Consider the following 18997-nt stretch of genomic DNA (forward strand, 5'->3'; position numbering starts at 1 on the left):
TCGCCACGCCAAGGAATCTTTCGATGCCACGCTCGCCCTGGGACATGATCGACGACGCCAAATATCGCGACGAGGCAGCGGTCATCGCCGATCTGCTCGCGCACCAGCCGCTCTCGTTTCCCGAGCGCAAGGCAGTCGTGGCCGAGGCGGTCGCGCTGGTCGAATCGGCGCGATCGGCGGCGAAGAAGCAGGGCGTGGTCGAGGATTTCCTCCAGCAATTCTCGCTCGGCACGCGCGAGGGTCTCGCCCTCATGTGCCTCGCCGAGGCGCTGCTGCGCGTGCCCGATGCCGAGACGCGCGACCGGCTGATCGCGGAGAAGATCGGATCGGCCGACTGGGCCAGCCATGTCGGCAAGTCGGATAGCCTGTTCGTCAACGCCTCGACCTGGGGCCTGCTGCTCACCGGCAAGCTGGTCGAGGCCGACGAGACGGCGAAGAAGGATATCGGCGGCTATATCAAACGCATCGCCGCGCGCATCGGCGAGCCGGTGATCCGTCAGGCGGTGGCGGCCGCGGTGCGTATCATGGGCGAGCAGTTCGTGCTCGGCCGCACGATCGAGGCGGCGCTGGTCCGGGCGAAGAAGGAAAACACGCTCTGCTCTTTCGACATGCTCGGCGAAGGCGCGCGGACCGAGGCCGATGCGCTGCGCTTCGAACATGTCTATGCCGACGCGATCGAGACGGTCGGCAAGGCGGCCGCGGGCGCCGGGCCGGAGCTTGGCCACGGCGTCTCGGTCAAGCTCTCCGCGCTCCACCCGCGCTACGAGGCGGTGCAGGAAGCGCGCGTGTGGGAGGAACTTTACCCCCGCGTGAAGCGCCTCGCGCTGATCGCCGCCCGCTACGACCTGAACTTCGCGATCGACGCCGAGGAGGCCGACCGGCTCGTCCTCTCGCTCAAGCTGGTCGACCGCCTGGTCCGCGAGCCGGAACTCGGCGACTGGAAGGGTCTCGGCGTCGTGGTCCAGGCCTATCAGAAGCGCGCCCCGCTGGTCATCGCTGCGCTCGCCGACCTCGCGAAGGAATCCGGCCGCCGGATCATGATCCGCCTGGTCAAGGGCGCCTATTGGGACAGCGAGATCAAGCGCGCCCAGGTCGCCGGCCGACCCGATTACCCGGTCTATACCACCAAGGCCGCGACCGACCTGAGCTATCTGGTCTGCGCCAAGGCGCTGATCGACGCCTCGCCCGCGCTCTATCCGCAATTCGCCTCGCACAACGCCCATACCCTCGCGGCGGTGCGCCACATGGCCGATGCCGCCGGCGTCCGGATCGAGCATCAGCGGCTGCACGGCATGGGCGAGGCGCTCTATGCCGGCGCCGACCAGCGTTATGGCGGCATCATCCTGCGCGCCTATGCCCCTGTCGGCGGGCATGAGGAGCTGCTGCCCTATCTCGTCCGCCGCCTGCTCGAAAACGGCGCGAACACCAGCTTCGTCCACGCCCTGCTCGACGAGGAGATCCCGGCCGCCGAGGTCGTGCGCGATCCCGTCGCGATCGTCGAGGCGCACCCCCGCGCGCATGACAAGATCCCGGTCCCGTCGAAGCTCTACCGCCCCGCGCGGCGCAATTCGGAAGGCCGCGACTTTTCGCTGCTCGTCGCGCGCGAGACAGCCGGCAAGGCGCTGGCGGCAGTCCGCGCCGAAAAGCTGAAGGCCGGCCCGATCATCGGCGGCAAGCTCGTCACGCGTCCGGCCGAACCCGTCACCAACCCGGCCGATCGCAGCATGATCGTTGGCCAGGTCGGCAGCGCGACGCCCGCCGATATCGACGCGGCAATCACGCTCGCCCGCAAGGCGCAGCCGCGCTGGAACGCGCTGACCGGCATCGGCCGCGCCGTCGTGCTCCGCGCCATGGCGGATGCGCTCGAGGCGCAGGAGGACCGGCTGGTCGCCCTGCTGTCGCTTGAGGCAGGCAAGACCCTCAACGACGGCGTCGCCGAGGTGCGCGAGGCAGTCGATTTCTGCCGCTATTACGCGATGCTGGCAGAACGCCAATTCGGCGGTCCGGTCATCCTCGACGGCCCGGTCGGCGAGACCAACAGCCTCGAACTCCACGGCCGCGGCGTCTTCGCCTGCATCTCGCCCTGGAATTTCCCGCTGGCGATCTTCACCGGCCAGATCGCGGCAGCGCTCGCCGCGGGCAATGCCGTGCTCGCCAAGCCGGCCGAACAAACCCCGCTGATCGCGGCCGAGGCAGTGCGTATCTACCACAAGGCCGGGCTCGACCCGGCGCTGCTGGCGCTGGTGCCGGGCGACGGCGCGGTGGTCGGCGCGGCATTGGTCGCGCATCCCGGTATTGCCGGCGTCGCCTTCACCGGCGGCACCGACACTGCCGGGTCGATCAACCGCACGCTTGCCGCGCGCCCGGGGCCGATCGTGCCGTTCATCGCCGAGACGGGCGGCCTCAACGGCATGTTCGTCGATTCGACCGCGCTGCGCGAGCAGGTGGTGGACGACGTCATCCTCTCCGCCTTCGGCTCGGCCGGTCAGCGCTGCTCGGCGCTCCGCCTGCTCTATCTGCCCAAGGACACCGCCGAGGAGACGATCGCGACCCTGGTCGGCGCGCTCCAGGCGCAGCAGCTTGCCAACCCGAGCGACCCGTCGACCGATATCGGCCCGGTGATCGACGAGGAAGCGCGCGAGGCGCTGAACGATCACGTCGCCCGGCTCGAAAAGGAAGCACGCATCATCGCCCGGCTCGACCCCGGCGCGCTCGGCGAGCGCGGCAGCTTCTTCGGACCGGTCATCGCCGAGGTGCCGACCCCCGACTTTCTCGAACGCGAGGTGTTCGGCCCGATCCTGCACATCTACCGCTACGACCCGAACGATCTGGAAGGCGTCGCCGGCAAGCTCGCCGCACGCGGTTACGGCCTGACGCTCGGCGTGCACAGCCGGATCGACCGCTTCGCCGAAGAGGTCCGCGAGGCGGTGCCGGCCGGCAATGTCTATGTGAATCGATCGATCATCGGCGCGGTAGTTGGCGTCCAGCCCTTCGGCGGCGAGGGCCTGTCGGGCACCGGTCCCAAGGCCGGCGGGCCGCACGCTTTGTTGCGTTACGCGCTCGAACGGGCGGTGTCGGTCAACATCACCGCCCAGGGAGGAGACCCGGCTTTGCTCAATCTCTGAACGTTCGGAGCTTGACCGTCACCGGGGCGTTACGGAATAGGCGGGGGCAGGGCGCCCCCGCGGCGCGTAATGTTAGAGGGATTTCGGCGTGGCGGCAGACAAGATGGACATCGATCTCTCGACGGTTCTCGACAACGAGCATGAGCAGCAGGTCGAGTTCACCGGAGAGGTGGACGGCGACGACTATGAATTCGCGGTGCAATATGCGGTGCTCGAGGCGCTGAGCGGCGATGCGCCGGACGATGATGCGGTCGACATGTTCAACCGCTTCAGCGACGCCATCGCCGAGGCGGGGCTGGTCGCGCTGGCACGCAACAGCGACCAGGATCTGATCGTGATCAGCGAGAACGACCTGGAGTAGAGTCAGTCCGGTCGATCGCTCCCGGCCTTACCCAACGTCACCCCCGACTTGTTCCGGGGTCCATCGAGCCTCAAGCGAAAGCGTCTGCGGATGGATGGATGCCGGAACAAGTCCGGCATGACGAAGAGCGGGGAACCTGGGGACACGTACCTGACCCGAAGCGCTCCTATGTGAGCTCCTCCCCGGGTCATAGCGGAGAATCGCCCGTGACACCCTTTTCCGATCCAGACGCCGTCGCCCGCTATGCCGAAGGGCCGGTACGGCAGGTGCCTGGCTTTCACGGCCTTCAGCGCATGACCGGCCTGCTCCTCGCCGAACGGGTGCCGGAGGACGGCCATGTGCTCGTCCTCGGCGCAGGTGGCGGGCTGGAATTGGCGGTCTTTGCCGAAATGCAGCCCGGATGGCGCTTCTGCAGCATCGATCCGTCGGCTGAGATGCTGGGGCTGGCCGAGCGCACGCTTGGGCCCATGGCGTCGCGGGTCGATTTTCAACAAGGCTATATCGACGACGCACCGGAAGGGCCGTTCGACGGCGCGACCTGCCTACTGACGCTTCACTTCATCCCTGAGGAAGAACGCCGGCGCACGGTCGCCGAAGTGTATCGGCGTCTGAAGCCCGGCGCCCCCTTCATCGTCGCGCATCACAGCGTTCCGCAACAGCCGGAGGAAAAGGCCCGGTGGCTCGCACGCTACGCCGCCTTCGCGGTCGCGTCGGGCGTGCCAGCCTTCAACGCGGAAAACGCCATCGCCGCGATCAGCGAGCGCCTGCCCCTCCTGTCGCCCGAGCAGGACGAGGCGATCCTGCGCGATGCGGGATTTGCCGACGTTGCGCTGTTCTATGCCGGTTTCACCTTTCGCGGGTGGGTCGGGTATAAGGTGTAGCGGCCGACACTTTCTTGCGAGAGCATCGTGTCCGATTGACCGCACGGAAGCGGCGACGCACCTTGGCTTTGTGACGGATCGCTCGCCGCCTCTTCCCGCCGACTTGCTGGCTGCCCTGGCCAAGGTCGGACGCGTCCTGGGGCTCGGCAAAGCGCCGGGCGCCATGCTGGATGGGGCGCTCGATCTGCTCGCCCAGCTGCCGCCCGGTCAGGTTGCCAGGGCAGATGGGGCGATCGCAGCGGCGGCAAACCTCTATTATCGTCGGCCTCCGTCGCTGTTGGGAAGCCTGTTCTCGCGCCGTCTGAGCGACAAGGCGCTCCTGTTCCGGACGCCGGGCCTCGAATATCTGTTCCTGTTCCACCGCGATGGCCGCCTGCGCGAGGCAGCGCTTCACAAGATCACGGGCGGCCTGCCCACCCCGTTTCTGTTAGCCTCCGTCCAGTGGCGTCTGAACGATTGGGCAGCGCCGGTGCGCGAGGCGGCGGTGCGGTGCGCAAGCCGGTCGTTTCCCGCGAGCGATCCGGCGGTGGTCGCGCGTGCCGCGACCGCGCTGCTGGTGCGGCAGGCGAGTTGGAAGCGCTGGCATGGCGAGCGTGCGGTCGTCGACAAGGTATTCGCTCGCGACGATGTGGCGGAGCATCTTGCCGGATTGCTCTGCTGGGATGTGACTGGCCCTCTGGCATCGGTCCTTCGCCATGCCCTTCGGACCCCCGCGCTCGATCCCCATCTCGAACGGATCGCCTTCGGATCGGTGCAGCCTTCGGTCCGCGCCCTCGCACTGGCCGCACTGGTCAACGGCCGGGCCGAATGGCCTTCGGGCTTTGTCTGGCAATGGGTCGACAAGTCGATGGGGCTGCGCCGGAAAGTGACTGTCTTCGATCATCGCGACCTGAGCATCGCTATTCCGAAGGAGGAACTGATCGCGCGCGGCATCGAGGACCGTTCGGCGGTGGTGCGGCGTGTCGCGCTCGCCGCCGTCATTCGTCATTTCCCCGGAACGCCGAAGGGCCGGGAATATGCTGCAGCGCTCCTGGCCGACCGCTCTCCCTCGGTGCGCGAGCGGGCGGAGTTCATTCTCCGTATGGAGGCTGCCTGAGCACGACAAACAGGTCGCGCCGAAATCGGGGTGATTAGGTCGTGAGCTCACAAAGCGACGGGGCGGCAAGCGATTGGATGTGTTGCACGTTGCCGCCGCCCTATCGGCTTCACCGCCCACCATGCTAGGCCGTCGCCCACTAACGCGAGGGGCATCAATCTTGTCCAAGTACGATAAGCCGACAAAAACGCTGATGGCCGAGTGGGCGAGAGAGAACCTGCAACCGGGCGTGCTATTCTCAAAGGCACAGCCGGTCGCTTGGTTCAGGGCGAATTATCCAGCGATCAAGTCAAACACGGTCGAGATGCACGTTGAGGGCATGTCGGTTAACAACTCCCTTCGCAAGCACCATCCGAGCATCAAGGCCGGTTCAGGGCACGACCTATTTTACAAGGAAGGCCCCGGTCGCTTCCGCCTCTGGGACACTGATCGTGATTCAAAACCCCGCTACAAGGCAGACATTGAGGCTGCCGATAAACAGCTCGAAGTGGACTGGGAGGAAGAGGACGAGGAAGTAAGGGTTGCTACAGAAGGCGGTGAAACCTTCGCCTATGAAAAGGACCTTCAGAATTATCTTGCTCGCAACCTTCACCACCTAGAAGCTGGGCTCAAGCTCTACGAGGAGGAGGGATTAACCGGTATTGAATACAATGCCGGGGGGCGACGCATCGATATCCTCGCGACTGATAGTAATGGGTATTTCGTCGTCATAGAACTTAAAGTCTCACGTGGCTATGATCGTGTTATCGGTCAGCTTCTGCGATACATGGGCTGGGTCGAGGCAAATCTATGTCCAGGAAAGTCGGTACGTGGCATAATTGTTGCCAACGAAATAACCGAAGATCTTGTTCTTGCTACCAGTCACATCGCAGGTCGTGTCAAGCTGTTCGAATATGCGATATCCTTCACCATTAAGCAGAAGGACCCGGCCTGACGGCCCGCGCGTGCATCTAAGGCCCGCTTCTGAGAATTCCACGTTCAAGAGCGGCCAGTCCGGATCCCACTATCCCCGGACGTTCGCGTTTATGGGGAGGGCGCGTCCTGACGCTGGCTCTCGATTCAACTCCGTGCCCCGACGGCGCAGCCTGCCGCCATGGCCCGTCCTTCCCGCTATCGTCCCGAATTCGCCCGCCAGGCCCGCGGCCTGTGCCGCCTAGGTGCATCCCATCATGATCTGGCCGAGGCCTTCTCGGTCAGCCTCGCGACGCTCTATCGCTGGCTCGATCGGCATGGCGATTTTGCTGCCGGGATCGCGGCGGGCCGGGCACAGGCAGCCGATCTCAGCCGGCGGTCGCGCTATCAGCGCGCCATTGGCTGCGAGTATCTCGCCGAACGCGTCTTTCATTTCCGCGGGCGCGCACCGGTCGTCGCGCGCTACCGGAAGCGCATTCTCGCCGATCCGAAGGCCGCGCTCTGCTGGCTGAGGGCGCGCCGCCCCGACGAATGGCGCGTCACTGGCGAAGTCGCTGCGAAGAACAGACGACGAGCGGCACTCGAAGCACTCCACATCGCGCTCCATCTGGTCCTGTCGCGGCAGGGAACGCCAGACACCCTATGCGATTCTCATAACCCGTGTCGCACGAATAGCCTCGAAGGCAGGTTCTTTATCGAGAAAGCGCTCGATGAATTGCTGGAACGCGATCCATCCATTGCGTCTGTATTGGAGAGGGTCTTGCAAGAGCGAGCAGCGCCAGCGAAAAGCGATACCCCCGTTGGGTCGCAAAAATCCCCCGATACTGTCCGTTTTACTTGCGGCCCCACCGTCCAGCGATCAGCGCGGCCTGAAATCCTCGACCAGATCGTAGCGGTCGCCCGGAAAGACCTGCCGCGCGAAGGTGACGGGGGCGCCATTCCGCCAGGTCCAGCGCTCGATCTGCAGGCACGCCGCATGGGTGGCAACATGCAGGTGCCGCGCGATGGCGGCGGTGGCGGCGACCGCGCTGATCCGGTGTCGCGCGTCGGTCCAGGGGACATGGCCGAGCAGCCAGGTGCCTGGCGCCATATCGCTGAAATCCACCGCCGCCGCCTCCGGCACCGTGGCGAGATCGAGCCAGCGCTCTTCCCAGCCGAACGGGTCGGCGCCCGCATGATGCACGCCGCGCAACCGCAACCAGGGGCCGGCGGCTTCGGTCTCGCCCTCCGGCGGGTCCGTATCGACCGCCTTCGACACGAGCTGCCAGCGATAGGCCTCGCCCCGTGCCGCGATCAGCGCGCCGATATCGGGCACGCCGATCACGGCGGAACGGATGCGCGGATGGGCGACGAACGATCCGGCGCGCCGCCGCCGCTCGATCAGGCCTTCGCGCGCGAGCTGGCTGATCGCCTTGTTCGCGGTCGCCCGCGCGCAGCCATAGGTCGCGACCAGCTCATGCTCGAACGGGATGCGGGTGCCCGGCTGCCATTCGCCGGAACGGATGCGCTCCTCGATGTCGCGCCTGATGCGCGCCTCGATCGTCATCCGATCACGCGCGCGAGCACGGCCGAGAAGCGCCGCCGTGTCTCTTCGCCCCGCATATGCCTGCCGCCCTCCACCAGCCGGATGCCCCGGCGCCAGACACAGTCTATCCCCGCCCGCGACGCGAAAATCCAGCTGTCGAGCAGCCGGTCGCCCGAGCGTGCGACCAGCGCCGGGTCGTTCGCGTCGAGCGAGACGAGATCGGCCGGATGACCGATCGCGATCCCGCCCTCGACACCCAATGCCCGCGATCCGCCGGCCAGCGCGCCGTTGAACAGCGTCGCGCCAACCGATGCCCGTTCGCCGGTGAGCACGCAGCGTTCATGCCGGGTCAGGCGCTGGCCATATTCGAGCAGGCGCAATTCCTCGGTCGCGGAGATGAGCACATTGGAATCACTGCCGATGCCGAACGCGCCGCCCTCGGCGAGATAGGCCGCGGCCGGGAAGATGCCGTCGCCCAGATTGGCCTCGGTGATCGGGCACAGCCCGACAACCGCGCCGCTTCGGGCGAGCGCCGCGCGTTCCACGTCGGTGACATGGGTCGCATGGACCAGGCACCAGCGATTATCGACCCGCATCTCGCCGAGCAGCCACTCGACCGGGCGCCAACCGCTCCAGGCGAGACAGTCGGCCACTTCCTTACGCTGCTCGGCGATATGGATGTGGACGGGCCCGCCCTCTGCCAGCGGCAGGATCGCACCGAGTTCCTCGGGCGTCGCCGCGCGCAGGCTGTGCGGGGCGATGCCGGTCACGGCGTCCGGCAGCATAGCGCTGGCGGCGCGGCACCCCTCGACCAGCCGGGCATAGCCTTCGACATCATTCAGAAAGCGCCGCTGTGCTGCCCCCGGCGCTGCGCCGCCAAAGCCACCATGGGCGTAGAAGACCGGCAACAGGGTGAGGGCGATACCGCTCGCTTCCGCCGCCGCCGCGATCCGCGCCGCCATCTCGGCCCGGTCGGCATAAGGGCTGCCGTCCACGTCATGATGGAGATAATGGAACTCGCCGACGCGGGTGAACCCGGATTCGAGCATCTCGACATAGGCAAAAGCGGCGATCGCCTCGACATCCTCGGGGCCGAGCCGGTCGAGGAAGCGGTACATCAACTCGCGCCACGACCAGAAATCGTCGCCGGTGGTGCCGCGCTGCTCGGCAAGGCCGGCCATGCCGCGCTGGAACGCATGGCTGTGGAGATTGGGCAGGCCGGGCATGCCGATCGCGTGGCGATCGTCGCCCGGCATGGGATCGACGCCCGTCGCAATGGCGGAAATCAGGCCATCGGCGATTTCAAGCCGGACGCGCTCGGCCCAGTCACTACCGACCAGCGCTGTCTCGAACCACAAAGCGGACATCGGCACCTCCTGTCGAATATGTCTAGACATATTCCGCGCTTTGGCCAAGTCTGTATCGCATGACGACTCCGGACCATCCCCGCTGCGACCGGCTGTGGCGCAACGCCCGGCTGATGACTTGCGCGGGCGAAGGGCTCGGTATCGTCGAGCAGGGGATCGTCGCCGAGCAGGGTGGGCGGATCGTCTATGCCGGCCCGGCCGAGGGTGCGCCCGCCTTCGACGCGACGGAGACGGTCGACTGCGCCGGCCGCTGGATCACGCCGGGCCTGATCGACTGCCACACCCATCTGATCCACGCCGGCGACCGTGCCCGCGAGTTCGAGATGCGGCTCGACGGTGCGACCTATGAGGAGATCGCCCGCGCCGGCGGCGGCATCCGATCGACCATGACGGCGACCCGCGTGGCGAGCGAGGCCGATCTGGTCGCCACCGCGCTTCCTCGCCTCGACGCGCTGATCGCCGAGGGTGTCACCACGGTCGAAGTGAAGTCGGGCTATGGCCTGACGCTGGCCGACGAGTTGAAGATGCTCCGCGCTGCCCGCGCCCTGGGCACGGTGCGGCAGGTCGGCATCAGCACCACCTTCCTCGGCGCCCATGCCCTGCCGCCCGAATATGCCGGCGATCCCGACGGCTATGTCGATCTGGTCTGTGACACGATGATCCCGGCCGTCGCCGCGGCCGGTCTCGCCGATGCGGTCGATGCCTTTTGCGAAGGCATTGGCTTCAGCGCTGCGCAGACCGAACGCGTCTTCGCTGCCGCGGCCGCGCACGGCCTGCCGGTCAAGCTCCATGCCGAGCAGCTCTCGAACCTCCACGGCGCAGCGCTTGCCGCCCGCTACGGCGCCCTGTCGGCCGATCATCTCGAATATCTCGATGAGGCCGGCATCGCGGCGATGGTGCAGAGCGGCACCGTCGCGACCTTGCTGCCCGGCGCCTTCTATTTCGTCCGAGAGACGCTGCTGCCGCCGATCGCCGGCCTGCGCGCGGCGGGCGTGCCGATCGCGCTGGCGACCGACAACAACCCCGGCACGTCGCCGCTCACCTCGCTTCTGCTGGTCATGAACATGGGCGCGACCCTGTTCCGCCTCACCGTCACCGAATGCCTGCGCGGCGTCACGATCAACGCTGCCCGCGCGCTCGGGCTTCAGGATCGGGTCGGCTCGCTCGAGGCGGGCAAGGCCTGCGACCTCGCCATCTGGGATATCGGGCACCCGTCCGAACTCGTCTATCGCATGGGGTTCAACCCGCTCCATGCCCGTATCTGGAGTGGCTTATGAACGCGATCACCCTCAGGCCCGGTGCCGTGCCGCTGGGCGAATGGCGGGCGATCTATCGCGGTGCGGACGTGCGGCTCGATCCGGCGTCGGCGGGCGCCATCGCGGCCAGCGCCGCCGCGGTCGAGCGCATCCTTGCCCGGGGTGAGCCGGTCTACGGCATCAATACGGGCTTCGGGAAACTCGCCAGCGTGCGTATCGAGACCGACGATCTCGCCACGCTCCAGCGCAACATCGTGTTGAGCCATGCCGCGGGCACTGGGTCACCCTCGCCGGTGCCGGTCGTGCGGCTGATGCTCGCGCTGAAACTTGCCAGCCTCGCCCAGGGTGCCTCCGGCGTGCGGCCCGAGACGGTCGCGCTGCTCGAAGCGATGCTGGCGCAGGGCCTGACGCCGGTGATCCCGGCGCAGGGCTCGGTCGGCGCCTCGGGCGATCTCGCGCCGCTCGCCCATATGGCCGCGACGATGATCGGTGTCGGCGACATCCTCGTCGGCGACACGCGCCTGCCGGCAACTGAGGCCTTGTCGGCGGCGGGCCTTGCCCCGCTGACGCTCGGGCCGAAGGAAGGGCTGGCGCTGCTCAACGGCACGCAATTCTCGACCGCGAACGCGCTCGCCGGCCTGTTCGAGACGGAGCGGCTGCACCAGTCCGCGCTGGTGACGGGCGCGCTCTCGACCGAGGCGGCGCGGGGATCGGACACGCCATTCGATCCGCGCATCCACACGCTGCGCCGCCATGCCGGCCAGATCGAGACGGCGGCCGCGCTCCGCACGCTCATGGCAGGCTCCGCCATCCGTGCCTCGCACGCAACGGGCGATGAGCGCGTGCAGGACCCCTATTGCCTGCGCTGCCAGCCCCAGGTGATGGGCGCGGTGCTCGACATCCTGCGTCAGGCCGCGGCGACGCTGGAGAACGAAGCGAACTGCGTCTCCGACAATCCGCTGATCTTCCCGGAGACCGACGAGGCGCTTTCCGGCGGCAATTTCCACGCCGAGCCCGTCGCCTTCGCCGCCGACATGATCGCGCTGGCGATCTGCGAAATCGGCTCGATCGCCGAGCGGCGCATCGCAATGCTGGTCGATCCGGCGCTGTCGGGCCTGCCCGCCTTCCTGACGCCCCGGCCGGGCCTCAATTCGGGCTTCATGATTCCGCAGGTGACGGCAGCGGCTCTGGTCTCGGAGAACAAGCAGCGCGCCTATCCGGCGAGCGTCGATTCGATCCCGACTTCGGCCAATCAGGAAGACCATGTCTCGATGGCGGCACATGGTGCCCGGCGGCTGCTCGACATGGCGGAGAATCTCGGCGCGGTGCTCGGCATCGAACTGCTCGCGGCGGTGCAGGGCTGCGAATTCCACGCGCCGCTGGTGTCGTCCGAAGCGCTTGAGGCGGCACGGGCGAGGCTGCGGCGCGATGTGGCGTGGCTCGACCATGACCGCCACATGCACCCCGACATGGAAGCGGCGAACGCGATCATCCGTTCGGGCGCGCTGGTCGAAGCGGTGGGCATCGCTCTCCCCGACGTCGCGGCATGAGCACCACGCCCAACTCCAAAACTTGCTTCCCCGGCGAAGGCCGGGGCCCAGTTGGGGGACGACAATGGCTCGCGTCGCGCGTCGTTACACCGACCTTCCCAACTGGACCCCGGCCTTCGCCGGGGAAGCAAAAGGGTGTCCGGCATGACGGATGGGGAGGGGCCGCATGACCCTCGAAATCCACCGCGGCACCGCCCCGCTCGTGGTCAGCTTCCCGCACACCGGAACCTACCTCCCTGTCGAAATCGAACCCGCCTTCGTCTCCCCCTGGCTGGCCCGCCGCGACGCGGACTGGTGGATCGACCAGCTCTACGATGTCGCCACCGATCTCGGTGCGACCACCGTGCGTACCACCATCTCGCGCAGCGCGATCGATATGAACCGCGACCCCTCCGGCGCCTCGCTCTATCCGGGCCAGGCGACCACCGAACTCTGCCCGACCACGACCTTCGACGGCGAACCGCTCTACCGCCAGGGCCAGGAACCCGATGGCGTAGAGATCGCCCGCCGCCGTACGCTCTGGTTCGATCCCTATCACGAAGCGCTCGACGCCGAACTGACCCGGCTCCGCGCCTCTCACCCACGCGTCGTCCTCTACGACGCCCATTCGATCCGCAGCCATATCCCCCGGCTGTTCGAGGGCGAACTCCCCCAGTTCAACATAGGCACCTTCTCCGGCGCGAGCTGTGACCCGGCGCTGGCCGAAGCGGTCGAGGCGGAATGCGCTGCGTCCGGCCTGAGCCACGTGCTCAACGGCCGCTTCAAGGGCGGCTGGACCACACGCCACTACGGCCGGCCGGCCGACGGTGTCCACGCGATCCAGATGGAGCTGGCGATGCGCGGATACATGGCCGAGCCCGAGACGCCGACGCCTGAAACCTGGCCCACCCCGCTCGACGGGGCCTTCCTGCGACCCACACTCACCCAAATCCTGAAGGTATGCCTCGCCTTCGCCCGATCGACTTGACCTTCCGGCTGGAGATTTTGCGAACGACCCGCTTCACCCACCACCGTCATGCCGGACTTTTTCCGGCATCCATCGTTCCGCAGGCGCAACCGGCGTTGCTTTCGCGGCACGATGGACCCCGGAACAAGTCCGGGGTGACGTCGGGATCGGGGCTGGTCCCGGCAAACGCTCTGGCAGGAAAGGAAATTGCAAAGGACCCACCCGATGACTCGTCTCGACAACAGCCGCATCATCCGCCCAGCCACCGGCACCACGCTCACCGCAAAGAGCTGGCTGACCGAGGCGCCGTTGCGCATGCTGATGAACAACCTCCATCCGGATGTCGCCGAACGCCCCGAGGAACTGGTCGTCTATGGCGGCATCGGCCGCGCCGCGCGCGACTGGGAGAGTTACGACCGGATCGTCGCCGCCCTGACGCGGCTCGAGGACGACGAGACGCTGCTGATCCAGTCGGGCAAGCCGGTCGGCATATTCCGCACCCACCGCGATGCGCCGCGCGTGTTGCTCGCCAATTCCAACCTCGTGCCGCACTGGGCGACCTGGGAGCATTTCAACGAGCTCGATCGCAAGGGCCTGGCGATGTACGGCCAGATGACCGCGGGCTCGTGGATCTATATCGGCACCCAGGGCATCGTTCAGGGCACCTACGAAACCTTCGTCGAGATGGGCCGCCAGCATTATGAAGGCGACCTCAAGGGCCGCTGGCTGCTGACCGCGGGCCTTGGCGGGATGGGCGGCGCACAGCCGCTGGCGGCGGTGATGGCCGGGGCCTCCTGTGTCGCGATCGAATGCCAGCCGAGCCGGATCGAGATGCGGCTGCGCACCGGTTATCTCGATCGTTCGGCGACCACGATCGACGAAGCACTGGCGATCATCGACCAGGCAAAGGCCGACGGGAAACCGGTCTCGGTCGGCCTGCTCGGCAATGCCGCCGAAATCCTGCCTGAGCTGTTCGCGCGTGGCGTGCGCCCGGACCTGCTGACCGACCAGACCTCGGCGCATGATCCGCTCAACGGCTATCTGCCCAAGGGCTGGAGCCTCGAGGATTGGGCGCAGGGCCGTGAGCGCGACCCGCAATCGGTAATCGATGCCGCCAAGGCATCGATGGCGGTCCATGTCCGCTCGATGCTCGATTTCCAGGCGGCCGGCGTGCCGACGGTCGATTACGGCAACAATATCCGCCAGGTCGCCAAGGACGAGGGCGTGGCCAACGCGTTCGATTTCCCGGGCTTCGTGCCCGCCTATATCCGCCCGCTCTTCTGCCGCGGCATCGGCCCGTTCCGCTGGGTGGCTTTGTCGGGTGATCCGGAGGACATCTACAAGACCGACGCCAAGGTGAAGGAGCTGCTGCCCGACAACAAGGCGCTCCACACCTGGCTCGACATGGCGCGCGAGCGGATCAAGTTTCAGGGCCTGCCGGCGCGGATCTGCTGGGTCGGTCTCGGCGACCGCCACCGACTCGGCATGGCCTTCAACGAGATGGTGGCCAGTGGCGAACTCAAGGCGCCGATCGTCATCGGTCGCGACCATCTCGACTCCGGCTCGGTCGCCAGCCCCAATCGCGAGACCGAGGCGATGCGCGACGGCTCGGATGCCGTGTCGGACTGGCCGTTGCTCAACGCGCTGCTCAACACCGCGTCGGGTGCGACCTGGGTCTCGCTGCATCATGGCGGCGGTGTCGGCATGGGCTATTCCCAGCATGCCGGCATGGTGATCGTCGCCGATGGCACCGAAGAGGCTGCCCGCCGGCTGGAACGCGTGCTGTGGAACGATCCGGCGACCGGCGTGATGCGCCACGCCGATGCGGGCTATGACATCGCGGTCGACTGCGCACGGGACAAGGGGCTCGATCTCCCGGGGATCCTCGGCTGAGCGGCCATCGCCTCCTGAGCGCGGCGACGCGCCTCCAGGCGCCGTGGCGCAATGGCGGCGGGGAGACGGCGGAGATCGCCGCCTTCCCGCCTGGTGCGGGCATGGGTGATTTCGTCTGGCGGGTCAGCATCGCAGCAGTGCGGGGCGCCGGACCCTTTGCCGATTTTCCTGGCATCGACCGGATCCTGTCGGTGTTGGAAGGGGATTTGTCGCTGACGGTCGCGAATGCGCCGGAGAGGCGCCTGACACCGGCGGAGGCGCCCTTCGCCTTTTCCGCAGACGTGGCCGCGTGGGGCGCGCCGGTCGGCGGCGATGTCCGGGATCTCAACGTGATGGTGCGCCGTGGCCGATGCACCGCGTCGGTCGAGCGGCTGCCGGCTGGAACGGCGCAGGTCGGCGGCGGTGATGATGAGACCTGGCTGATGATCCTTGCCACCGGCGACGCGACGGTGGCCGATGATGGCGGCTTCCGGCCGCTGGCCCGCTACGATGCGATCCTGTTTGAGAGCCCGGTTCCGCCCTCGATCACGATCGCCAGCGATGCGCCGTCCTTCGCGATCCGGCTCCGGGTCATGCCTGGCTGAGCCTGTCATCCGGCGTCGACGACGGAAGCTCCTGGCAAGGCGCGGGGTTGAAGCGCGAATGAATCCCAATCAGCGCAAACGATTCGCAATTGCAACACGCCGAGCAGGCGCTATGCCTGTGCCCAGGTTGCAAGGTGAGGGCAGGATGAGCAAGCTGGCGCTGCGGCGCGCATGGTTCCAGGTGCATAAATGGATCGGGCTGATCCTCGCGATCCTGATCATCCCGATCTCGGTGACCGGTGCCGCGTTGGTATGGGACGAGGCGATCGACCATGCGATCAACCCGCAGCGTTATGCGGTCAGCGGCGGCACGCAGATCGATCCCGACCTCTATGTGCAGGCCGCGCGCGGCGCACTCGGCCCGGAGGATCGCATCACGACGCTGACCCTGCCCGGCGATGCCGGCGCGCCGGTGATCGTCGCGGCCAGCCGGGCGGGCAAGGGGCCGCCGATGCGGATCAGCATCTATCTCGATCCGCCGACGGCACGTGTGCTCGACAAGGCGGTCGGCAATTCCGGCCTGATCCGCACCATGCACGTCATCCATGGCAGCCTGATGGTGCCTGGCCTCGGCCGCCAGATCGTCGGCTGGATCGGCGTGGCGATGATGCTCTCCTGTTTCACCGGCCTGTGGCTGTGGTGGCCGACCGTCGGCAAATGGGTGCGCGGCCTGCGCTGGCGGCGGCACCCTAATCTCGACACCAACCTGCATCACCTGACGGGCTTCTGGGTCGCGCTGCCGCTGTTCGTGCTGTCGCTTACCGGCGCCTGGATTTCCTTCCCGCAATTCTTCGGGGCGCTCACTGGTGGAGGACAGCAGCGTGGGGCGGGCCCCGACCGCGCGGCGCAGGCACGGGCGCGGCCGCTGGAAACGCCGCGCCTCTCGCTCGACACCGCCATCGCCAGCGCCCAGGCGGCGCTGCCCGGCGATGTCCGCCAGGTGACCTGGCCGACCGATCTCAAGGCCGAATGGCGCATCGGGCTGGCCGGCAATCCCCAGCCGAGCGTGACCGTCGACGATTCGACCGGCACGGCAAAGGCCGGGCGCATCCAGCCTGAAGATACCGCGCGGCTGATGCGGCGTATCCATGACGGCACCCGCATGGGCGGTCTGTGGCAGACGATCATCGTGCTCGGCGGCCTCCTGCCCGCGCTGTTGGCGATCACCGGGATCATCATGTGGTGGCGCGCGCGGGGCTGGAAGGCGGAACTGAAGGCGCGGCAGGCGGCCAGGGCTGCGGGATAGGGCAGGATAACAGAGCTTGCCCTGACCCGGCGTCAGGCGGCATAGGCGCCTGCCTTGTGTGCTGCGTCGGAGGTCGGCAATGGAACATCTTGCCGCCGGCGGCGCCATCGGCCTGGATTTCGGCACCACCAACAGCGTGCTCGCGCGCGCAGGTGCGGATGGCGGCGCGACCCTGGTCGCGTTCGACGGGCCGGAGGAGCGCAGCGCCGTATTCCGCTCGGCGCTCTGCTTCTGGCATGACGACGATGTGCGGGGCGGGCTGGCGGTCGAGGCGGGTCCCTGGGCGATCGCCGAATATCTCGATTATCCGCAGGGCACGCGCTTCATCCAGTCGTTCAAGTCGGTCGCGGCAAGCCCGGTGTTCGAGCATGCCTCGGTATTCGAGAAGCGCTATCGCTTCGAGGAACTCGGGCGGATGTTCCTCGACAAGCTCTCCCTGCATGCCGGCGACGGGCTGAAGACACGGCCGCAGCGGGTCGTTGTTGGGCGCCCGGTCGAATATGCCGGCGCGCGGCCCGACGAGGCGCTGGCCCGTCAGCGCTACGACGCGATGTTCGCAGGCTTCGGCGCCGAGATCCATTATGTCTATGAGCCGCTCGGTGCCGCGTTCAGCTACGCGACCCGGCTGGAGGAGCCTGCCACGATCCTCGTCGCCGACTTTGGCGGCGGCACCAGCGACTTCTCGGTGGTGCGCGTCGCCGAGCCGGGGGCGGCGAAGCGCTGCGTGCCGCTTGGTCATGCCGGTATCGGCATTGCGGGCGATCGGTTCGATCAGCGTATCGTCGATCGGCTGGTGCTGCCGATGCTCGGCAAGGGCGGCACCTATCGCTCGTTCGACAAGATACTCGACATCCCCGGCGGCTATTTCTCCGATTTCGCCGACTGGTCGCGTCTCGCGCTGATGCGCAACCGCCGCACGCTGGAGGAACTGCATCGGCTCCAGCGATCGGCGACCGAGCCGGCCGCGATCGGGCGGATGATCGCGCTGATCGAGAACGAGCTCGGTTTCCCGCTCTACGACGCGGTTGGCCGGCTGAAGCGGGCGCTGTCGAGCGGCGACCGGGCGCATTTCCATTTCGCCGGTGCCGGGCTGGAGATCGAGGCCGATGTCGCGCGGACCGAGTTCGAGGGCTGGATCGCCGAGGATCTGCGCCGGATCGACGCGACCGTCGATCGCGCGCTCTCCGTCGCCGGGCTTGAGGCAGGCGGGATCGACCGGGTGTTCCTGACTGGAGGCTCCTCGCTGATCCCGGCCGTCCGCGCGCTGTTCTCACACCGTTTCGGTGATGCCGCGATCAGCTCGGGCGACGAGCTCACCTCGATCGCGCACGGCCTCGCGCTGATCGGGCAGCAGGACGACATCGCCGCCTGGTCGGCCTGAGAGATGTTTGTACATTCGCGGAAGAGCGATTTTCAGGGCTGGCACCGCGAAATGCTCCTCGCGCATTTCCAAACAGTCTCTGACCCTGAACCGCAACATCAGCGTCATCAAAGCTGCACTGACGGGGCGTAGGCTTCGCTAACGATCGCGAGTGCTTTCGCCTGACGCGGAAGAGCGATCGCCTGAACGATACAGGAGCGAACCGCATGATTCACCTTGGCGAAATAGCGGCTGACCGGACCGAGATGCTGGCGCGTTTCAGCGCGACGTTCGGGCAGGACAATTGGGCTCATCAGACCAGCGGCTGGACGCTCGTCGGCGTTAACCCGACATCGTTCGATACGCATCCAGACAGCCCGCAAATGGTGTGGCTTGGCGCCGTGCTCGATGCGAGCACCGGCCCGGTCGGCCTGTTCCTGCACAAGCCCTGGTTCAAGACGGTCGATGGCGACGTGTCGCGCGACACGCGGCGCGGCATCGAATCCCTTTTCGACGGTCATGATCTGCGCTTCGTCGCCCAGGGCCATATCCATCAGCTTCATGATCGCAAGACCGACGGCGTCGGCATCGACTGGCTGCCGTCGATCGCGTCCGTCGAGGCGTCGGAGGACGAGGGGCCGCGCCTGACCGGCCTGGCCCGCCTGACGCTCGACCAGGCCGGCCATCGTTTCGATACCGGCGATGTGGCCATCACGGCCGATCGTGTCGTCGACTTCACGGGCGTGCCCGCTAGGCGGGAACTCACCGACGCATAAGCCCTGCAGTCCGGCCAGCGGAAGGTGAACCGCTGGCGGCTGGTGAGGTGCCGCGCAGGCCGCACCTCTGTTCGAACTCGGCGTCGGCTACCGTGCGTCGCGTCTGCACACGTCGCGTG

General features: G+C 67.3%; 16 protein-coding genes. 13 read left to right on the plus strand and 3 right to left on the minus strand.

Annotated features, from left to right (window positions below):
* Positions 1 to 23: 23 nt before the first annotated feature.
* The 5 genes from putA (at position 24) to AC1DT7_RS09345 (ending at position 6397) form a co-directional block, all read left to right on the plus strand.
* Positions 24 to 3125 (plus strand): bifunctional proline dehydrogenase/L-glutamate gamma-semialdehyde dehydrogenase PutA, encoded by a 3102-nt coding sequence (putA, locus tag AC1DT7_RS09325; RefSeq protein ID WP_478035661.1) that lies wholly within the window; start codon positions 24 to 26, stop codon positions 3123 to 3125.
* 88 nt (positions 3126 to 3213) lie between these two features.
* Positions 3214 to 3486, plus strand: coding sequence for a hypothetical protein (locus AC1DT7_RS09330; RefSeq protein ID WP_478035662.1), 273 nt, complete (start codon positions 3214 to 3216; stop codon positions 3484 to 3486).
* A gap of 206 nt (positions 3487 to 3692) precedes the next feature.
* Positions 3693 to 4367, plus strand: a complete 675-nt coding sequence (locus tag AC1DT7_RS09335) for a class I SAM-dependent methyltransferase (RefSeq protein WP_478035663.1) — start codon at positions 3693 to 3695, stop codon at positions 4365 to 4367.
* Between the two features lie 70 nt (positions 4368 to 4437).
* Positions 4438 to 5463, plus strand: a complete 1026-nt coding sequence (locus AC1DT7_RS09340) for a hypothetical protein (protein ID WP_478035664.1) — start codon at positions 4438 to 4440, stop codon at positions 5461 to 5463.
* A 160-nt stretch (positions 5464 to 5623) separates the two neighbouring features.
* Positions 5624 to 6397: an endonuclease NucS domain-containing protein gene (locus AC1DT7_RS09345; protein WP_478035665.1), complete on the plus strand. Its 774-nt coding sequence runs from the start codon at positions 5624 to 5626 to the stop codon at positions 6395 to 6397.
* A gap of 219 nt (positions 6398 to 6616) precedes the next feature.
* Here AC1DT7_RS09345 and AC1DT7_RS09350 read toward each other — a convergent pair whose 3' ends face one another.
* The 3 genes from AC1DT7_RS09350 to AC1DT7_RS09360 form a co-directional block, all read right to left on the minus strand.
* Positions 6617 to 6970, minus strand: a complete 354-nt coding sequence (locus AC1DT7_RS09350; protein WP_478035666.1) for a hypothetical protein — start codon at positions 6968 to 6970, stop codon at positions 6617 to 6619.
* 264 nt (positions 6971 to 7234) lie between these two features.
* Positions 7235 to 7921: a UTRA domain-containing protein gene (locus AC1DT7_RS09355; protein ID WP_478035667.1), complete on the minus strand. Its 687-nt coding sequence runs from the start codon at positions 7919 to 7921 to the stop codon at positions 7235 to 7237.
* Positions 7918 to 9267, minus strand: a complete 1350-nt coding sequence (locus AC1DT7_RS09360) for a formimidoylglutamate deiminase (protein ID WP_478035668.1) — start codon at positions 9265 to 9267, stop codon at positions 7918 to 7920. Before AC1DT7_RS09360 ends, AC1DT7_RS09355 begins: the two co-directional genes overlap by 4 nt.
* Positions 9268 to 9326: 59 nt before the next feature.
* On the opposite strand from AC1DT7_RS09360, the gene hutI reads away from it, so the two are divergent.
* The 8 genes from hutI to AC1DT7_RS09400 all read left to right on the plus strand — a co-directional run bounded on the left by hutI (position 9327) and on the right by AC1DT7_RS09400 (position 18878).
* Entirely contained in the window at positions 9327 to 10544 is a 1218-nt protein-coding gene (gene hutI, locus AC1DT7_RS09365) for an imidazolonepropionase (protein ID WP_478035669.1), read from the plus strand.
* Positions 10541 to 12073 carry a histidine ammonia-lyase gene (hutH, locus tag AC1DT7_RS09370; RefSeq protein ID WP_478035670.1) on the plus strand — a complete coding sequence of 511 codons (1533 nt, stop codon included), beginning with the start codon at positions 10541 to 10543 and terminating at the stop codon, positions 12071 to 12073. Before hutI ends, hutH begins: the two co-directional genes overlap by 4 nt.
* Before the next feature lie 166 nt (positions 12074 to 12239).
* Entirely contained in the window at positions 12240 to 13040 is an 801-nt protein-coding gene (hutG, locus tag AC1DT7_RS09375; protein WP_478035671.1) for an N-formylglutamate deformylase, read from the plus strand.
* A gap of 204 nt (positions 13041 to 13244) precedes the next feature.
* The gene (hutU, locus tag AC1DT7_RS09380) at positions 13245 to 14912 is read left to right on the plus strand and encodes a urocanate hydratase (RefSeq protein WP_478035672.1); all 1668 of its coding nucleotides are present in this window, start codon (positions 13245 to 13247) and stop codon (positions 14910 to 14912) included.
* Positions 14913 to 14926: 14 nt separating this feature from the next.
* Complete coding sequence (locus AC1DT7_RS09385) at positions 14927 to 15496, plus strand: HutD/Ves family protein (RefSeq protein WP_478035724.1); 570 nt, start codon at positions 14927 to 14929, stop codon at positions 15494 to 15496.
* A 145-nt stretch (positions 15497 to 15641) separates the two neighbouring features.
* Positions 15642 to 16742, plus strand: a complete 1101-nt coding sequence (locus AC1DT7_RS09390) for a PepSY-associated TM helix domain-containing protein (RefSeq protein ID WP_478035673.1) — start codon at positions 15642 to 15644, stop codon at positions 16740 to 16742.
* A gap of 79 nt (positions 16743 to 16821) precedes the next feature.
* Positions 16822 to 18123 (plus strand): Hsp70 family protein, encoded by a 1302-nt coding sequence (locus tag AC1DT7_RS09395; RefSeq protein WP_478035674.1) that lies wholly within the window; start codon positions 16822 to 16824, stop codon positions 18121 to 18123.
* A gap of 206 nt (positions 18124 to 18329) precedes the next feature.
* Positions 18330 to 18878, plus strand: coding sequence for a hypothetical protein (locus tag AC1DT7_RS09400; RefSeq protein ID WP_478035675.1), 549 nt, complete (start codon positions 18330 to 18332; stop codon positions 18876 to 18878).
* The last annotated feature ends 119 nt before the right edge of the window (positions 18879 to 18997 follow it).

It is taken from the genome of Sphingomonas sp. P3_C6 (assembly GCF_056402595.1).

Bases quoted from the DNA above. Each gene is read 5' to 3' on its own strand.
- putA (WP_478035661.1), top strand. From the start codon at position 24: ATGCCACGCTCGCCCTGGGACATGATCGACGACGCCAAATATCGCGAC.
- AC1DT7_RS09355 (WP_478035667.1), bottom strand. From the start codon at position 7,921: ATGACGATCGAGGCGCGCATCAGGCGCGACATCGAGGAGCGCATCCGT.
- AC1DT7_RS09360 (WP_478035668.1), bottom strand. From the start codon at position 9,267: ATGTCCGCTTTGTGGTTCGAGACAGCGCTGGTCGGTAGTGACTGGGCC.
- hutI (WP_478035669.1), top strand. From the start codon at position 9,327: ATGACGACTCCGGACCATCCCCGCTGCGACCGGCTGTGGCGCAACGCC.
- hutH (WP_478035670.1), top strand. From the start codon at position 10,541: ATGAACGCGATCACCCTCAGGCCCGGTGCCGTGCCGCTGGGCGAATGG.
- hutG (WP_478035671.1), top strand. From the start codon at position 12,240: ATGACCCTCGAAATCCACCGCGGCACCGCCCCGCTCGTGGTCAGCTTC.
- hutU (WP_478035672.1), top strand. From the start codon at position 13,245: ATGACTCGTCTCGACAACAGCCGCATCATCCGCCCAGCCACCGGCACC.
- AC1DT7_RS09390 (WP_478035673.1), top strand. From the start codon at position 15,642: ATGAGCAAGCTGGCGCTGCGGCGCGCATGGTTCCAGGTGCATAAATGG.
- AC1DT7_RS09395 (WP_478035674.1), top strand. From the start codon at position 16,822: ATGGAACATCTTGCCGCCGGCGGCGCCATCGGCCTGGATTTCGGCACC.
- AC1DT7_RS09400 (WP_478035675.1), top strand. From the start codon at position 18,330: ATGATTCACCTTGGCGAAATAGCGGCTGACCGGACCGAGATGCTGGCG.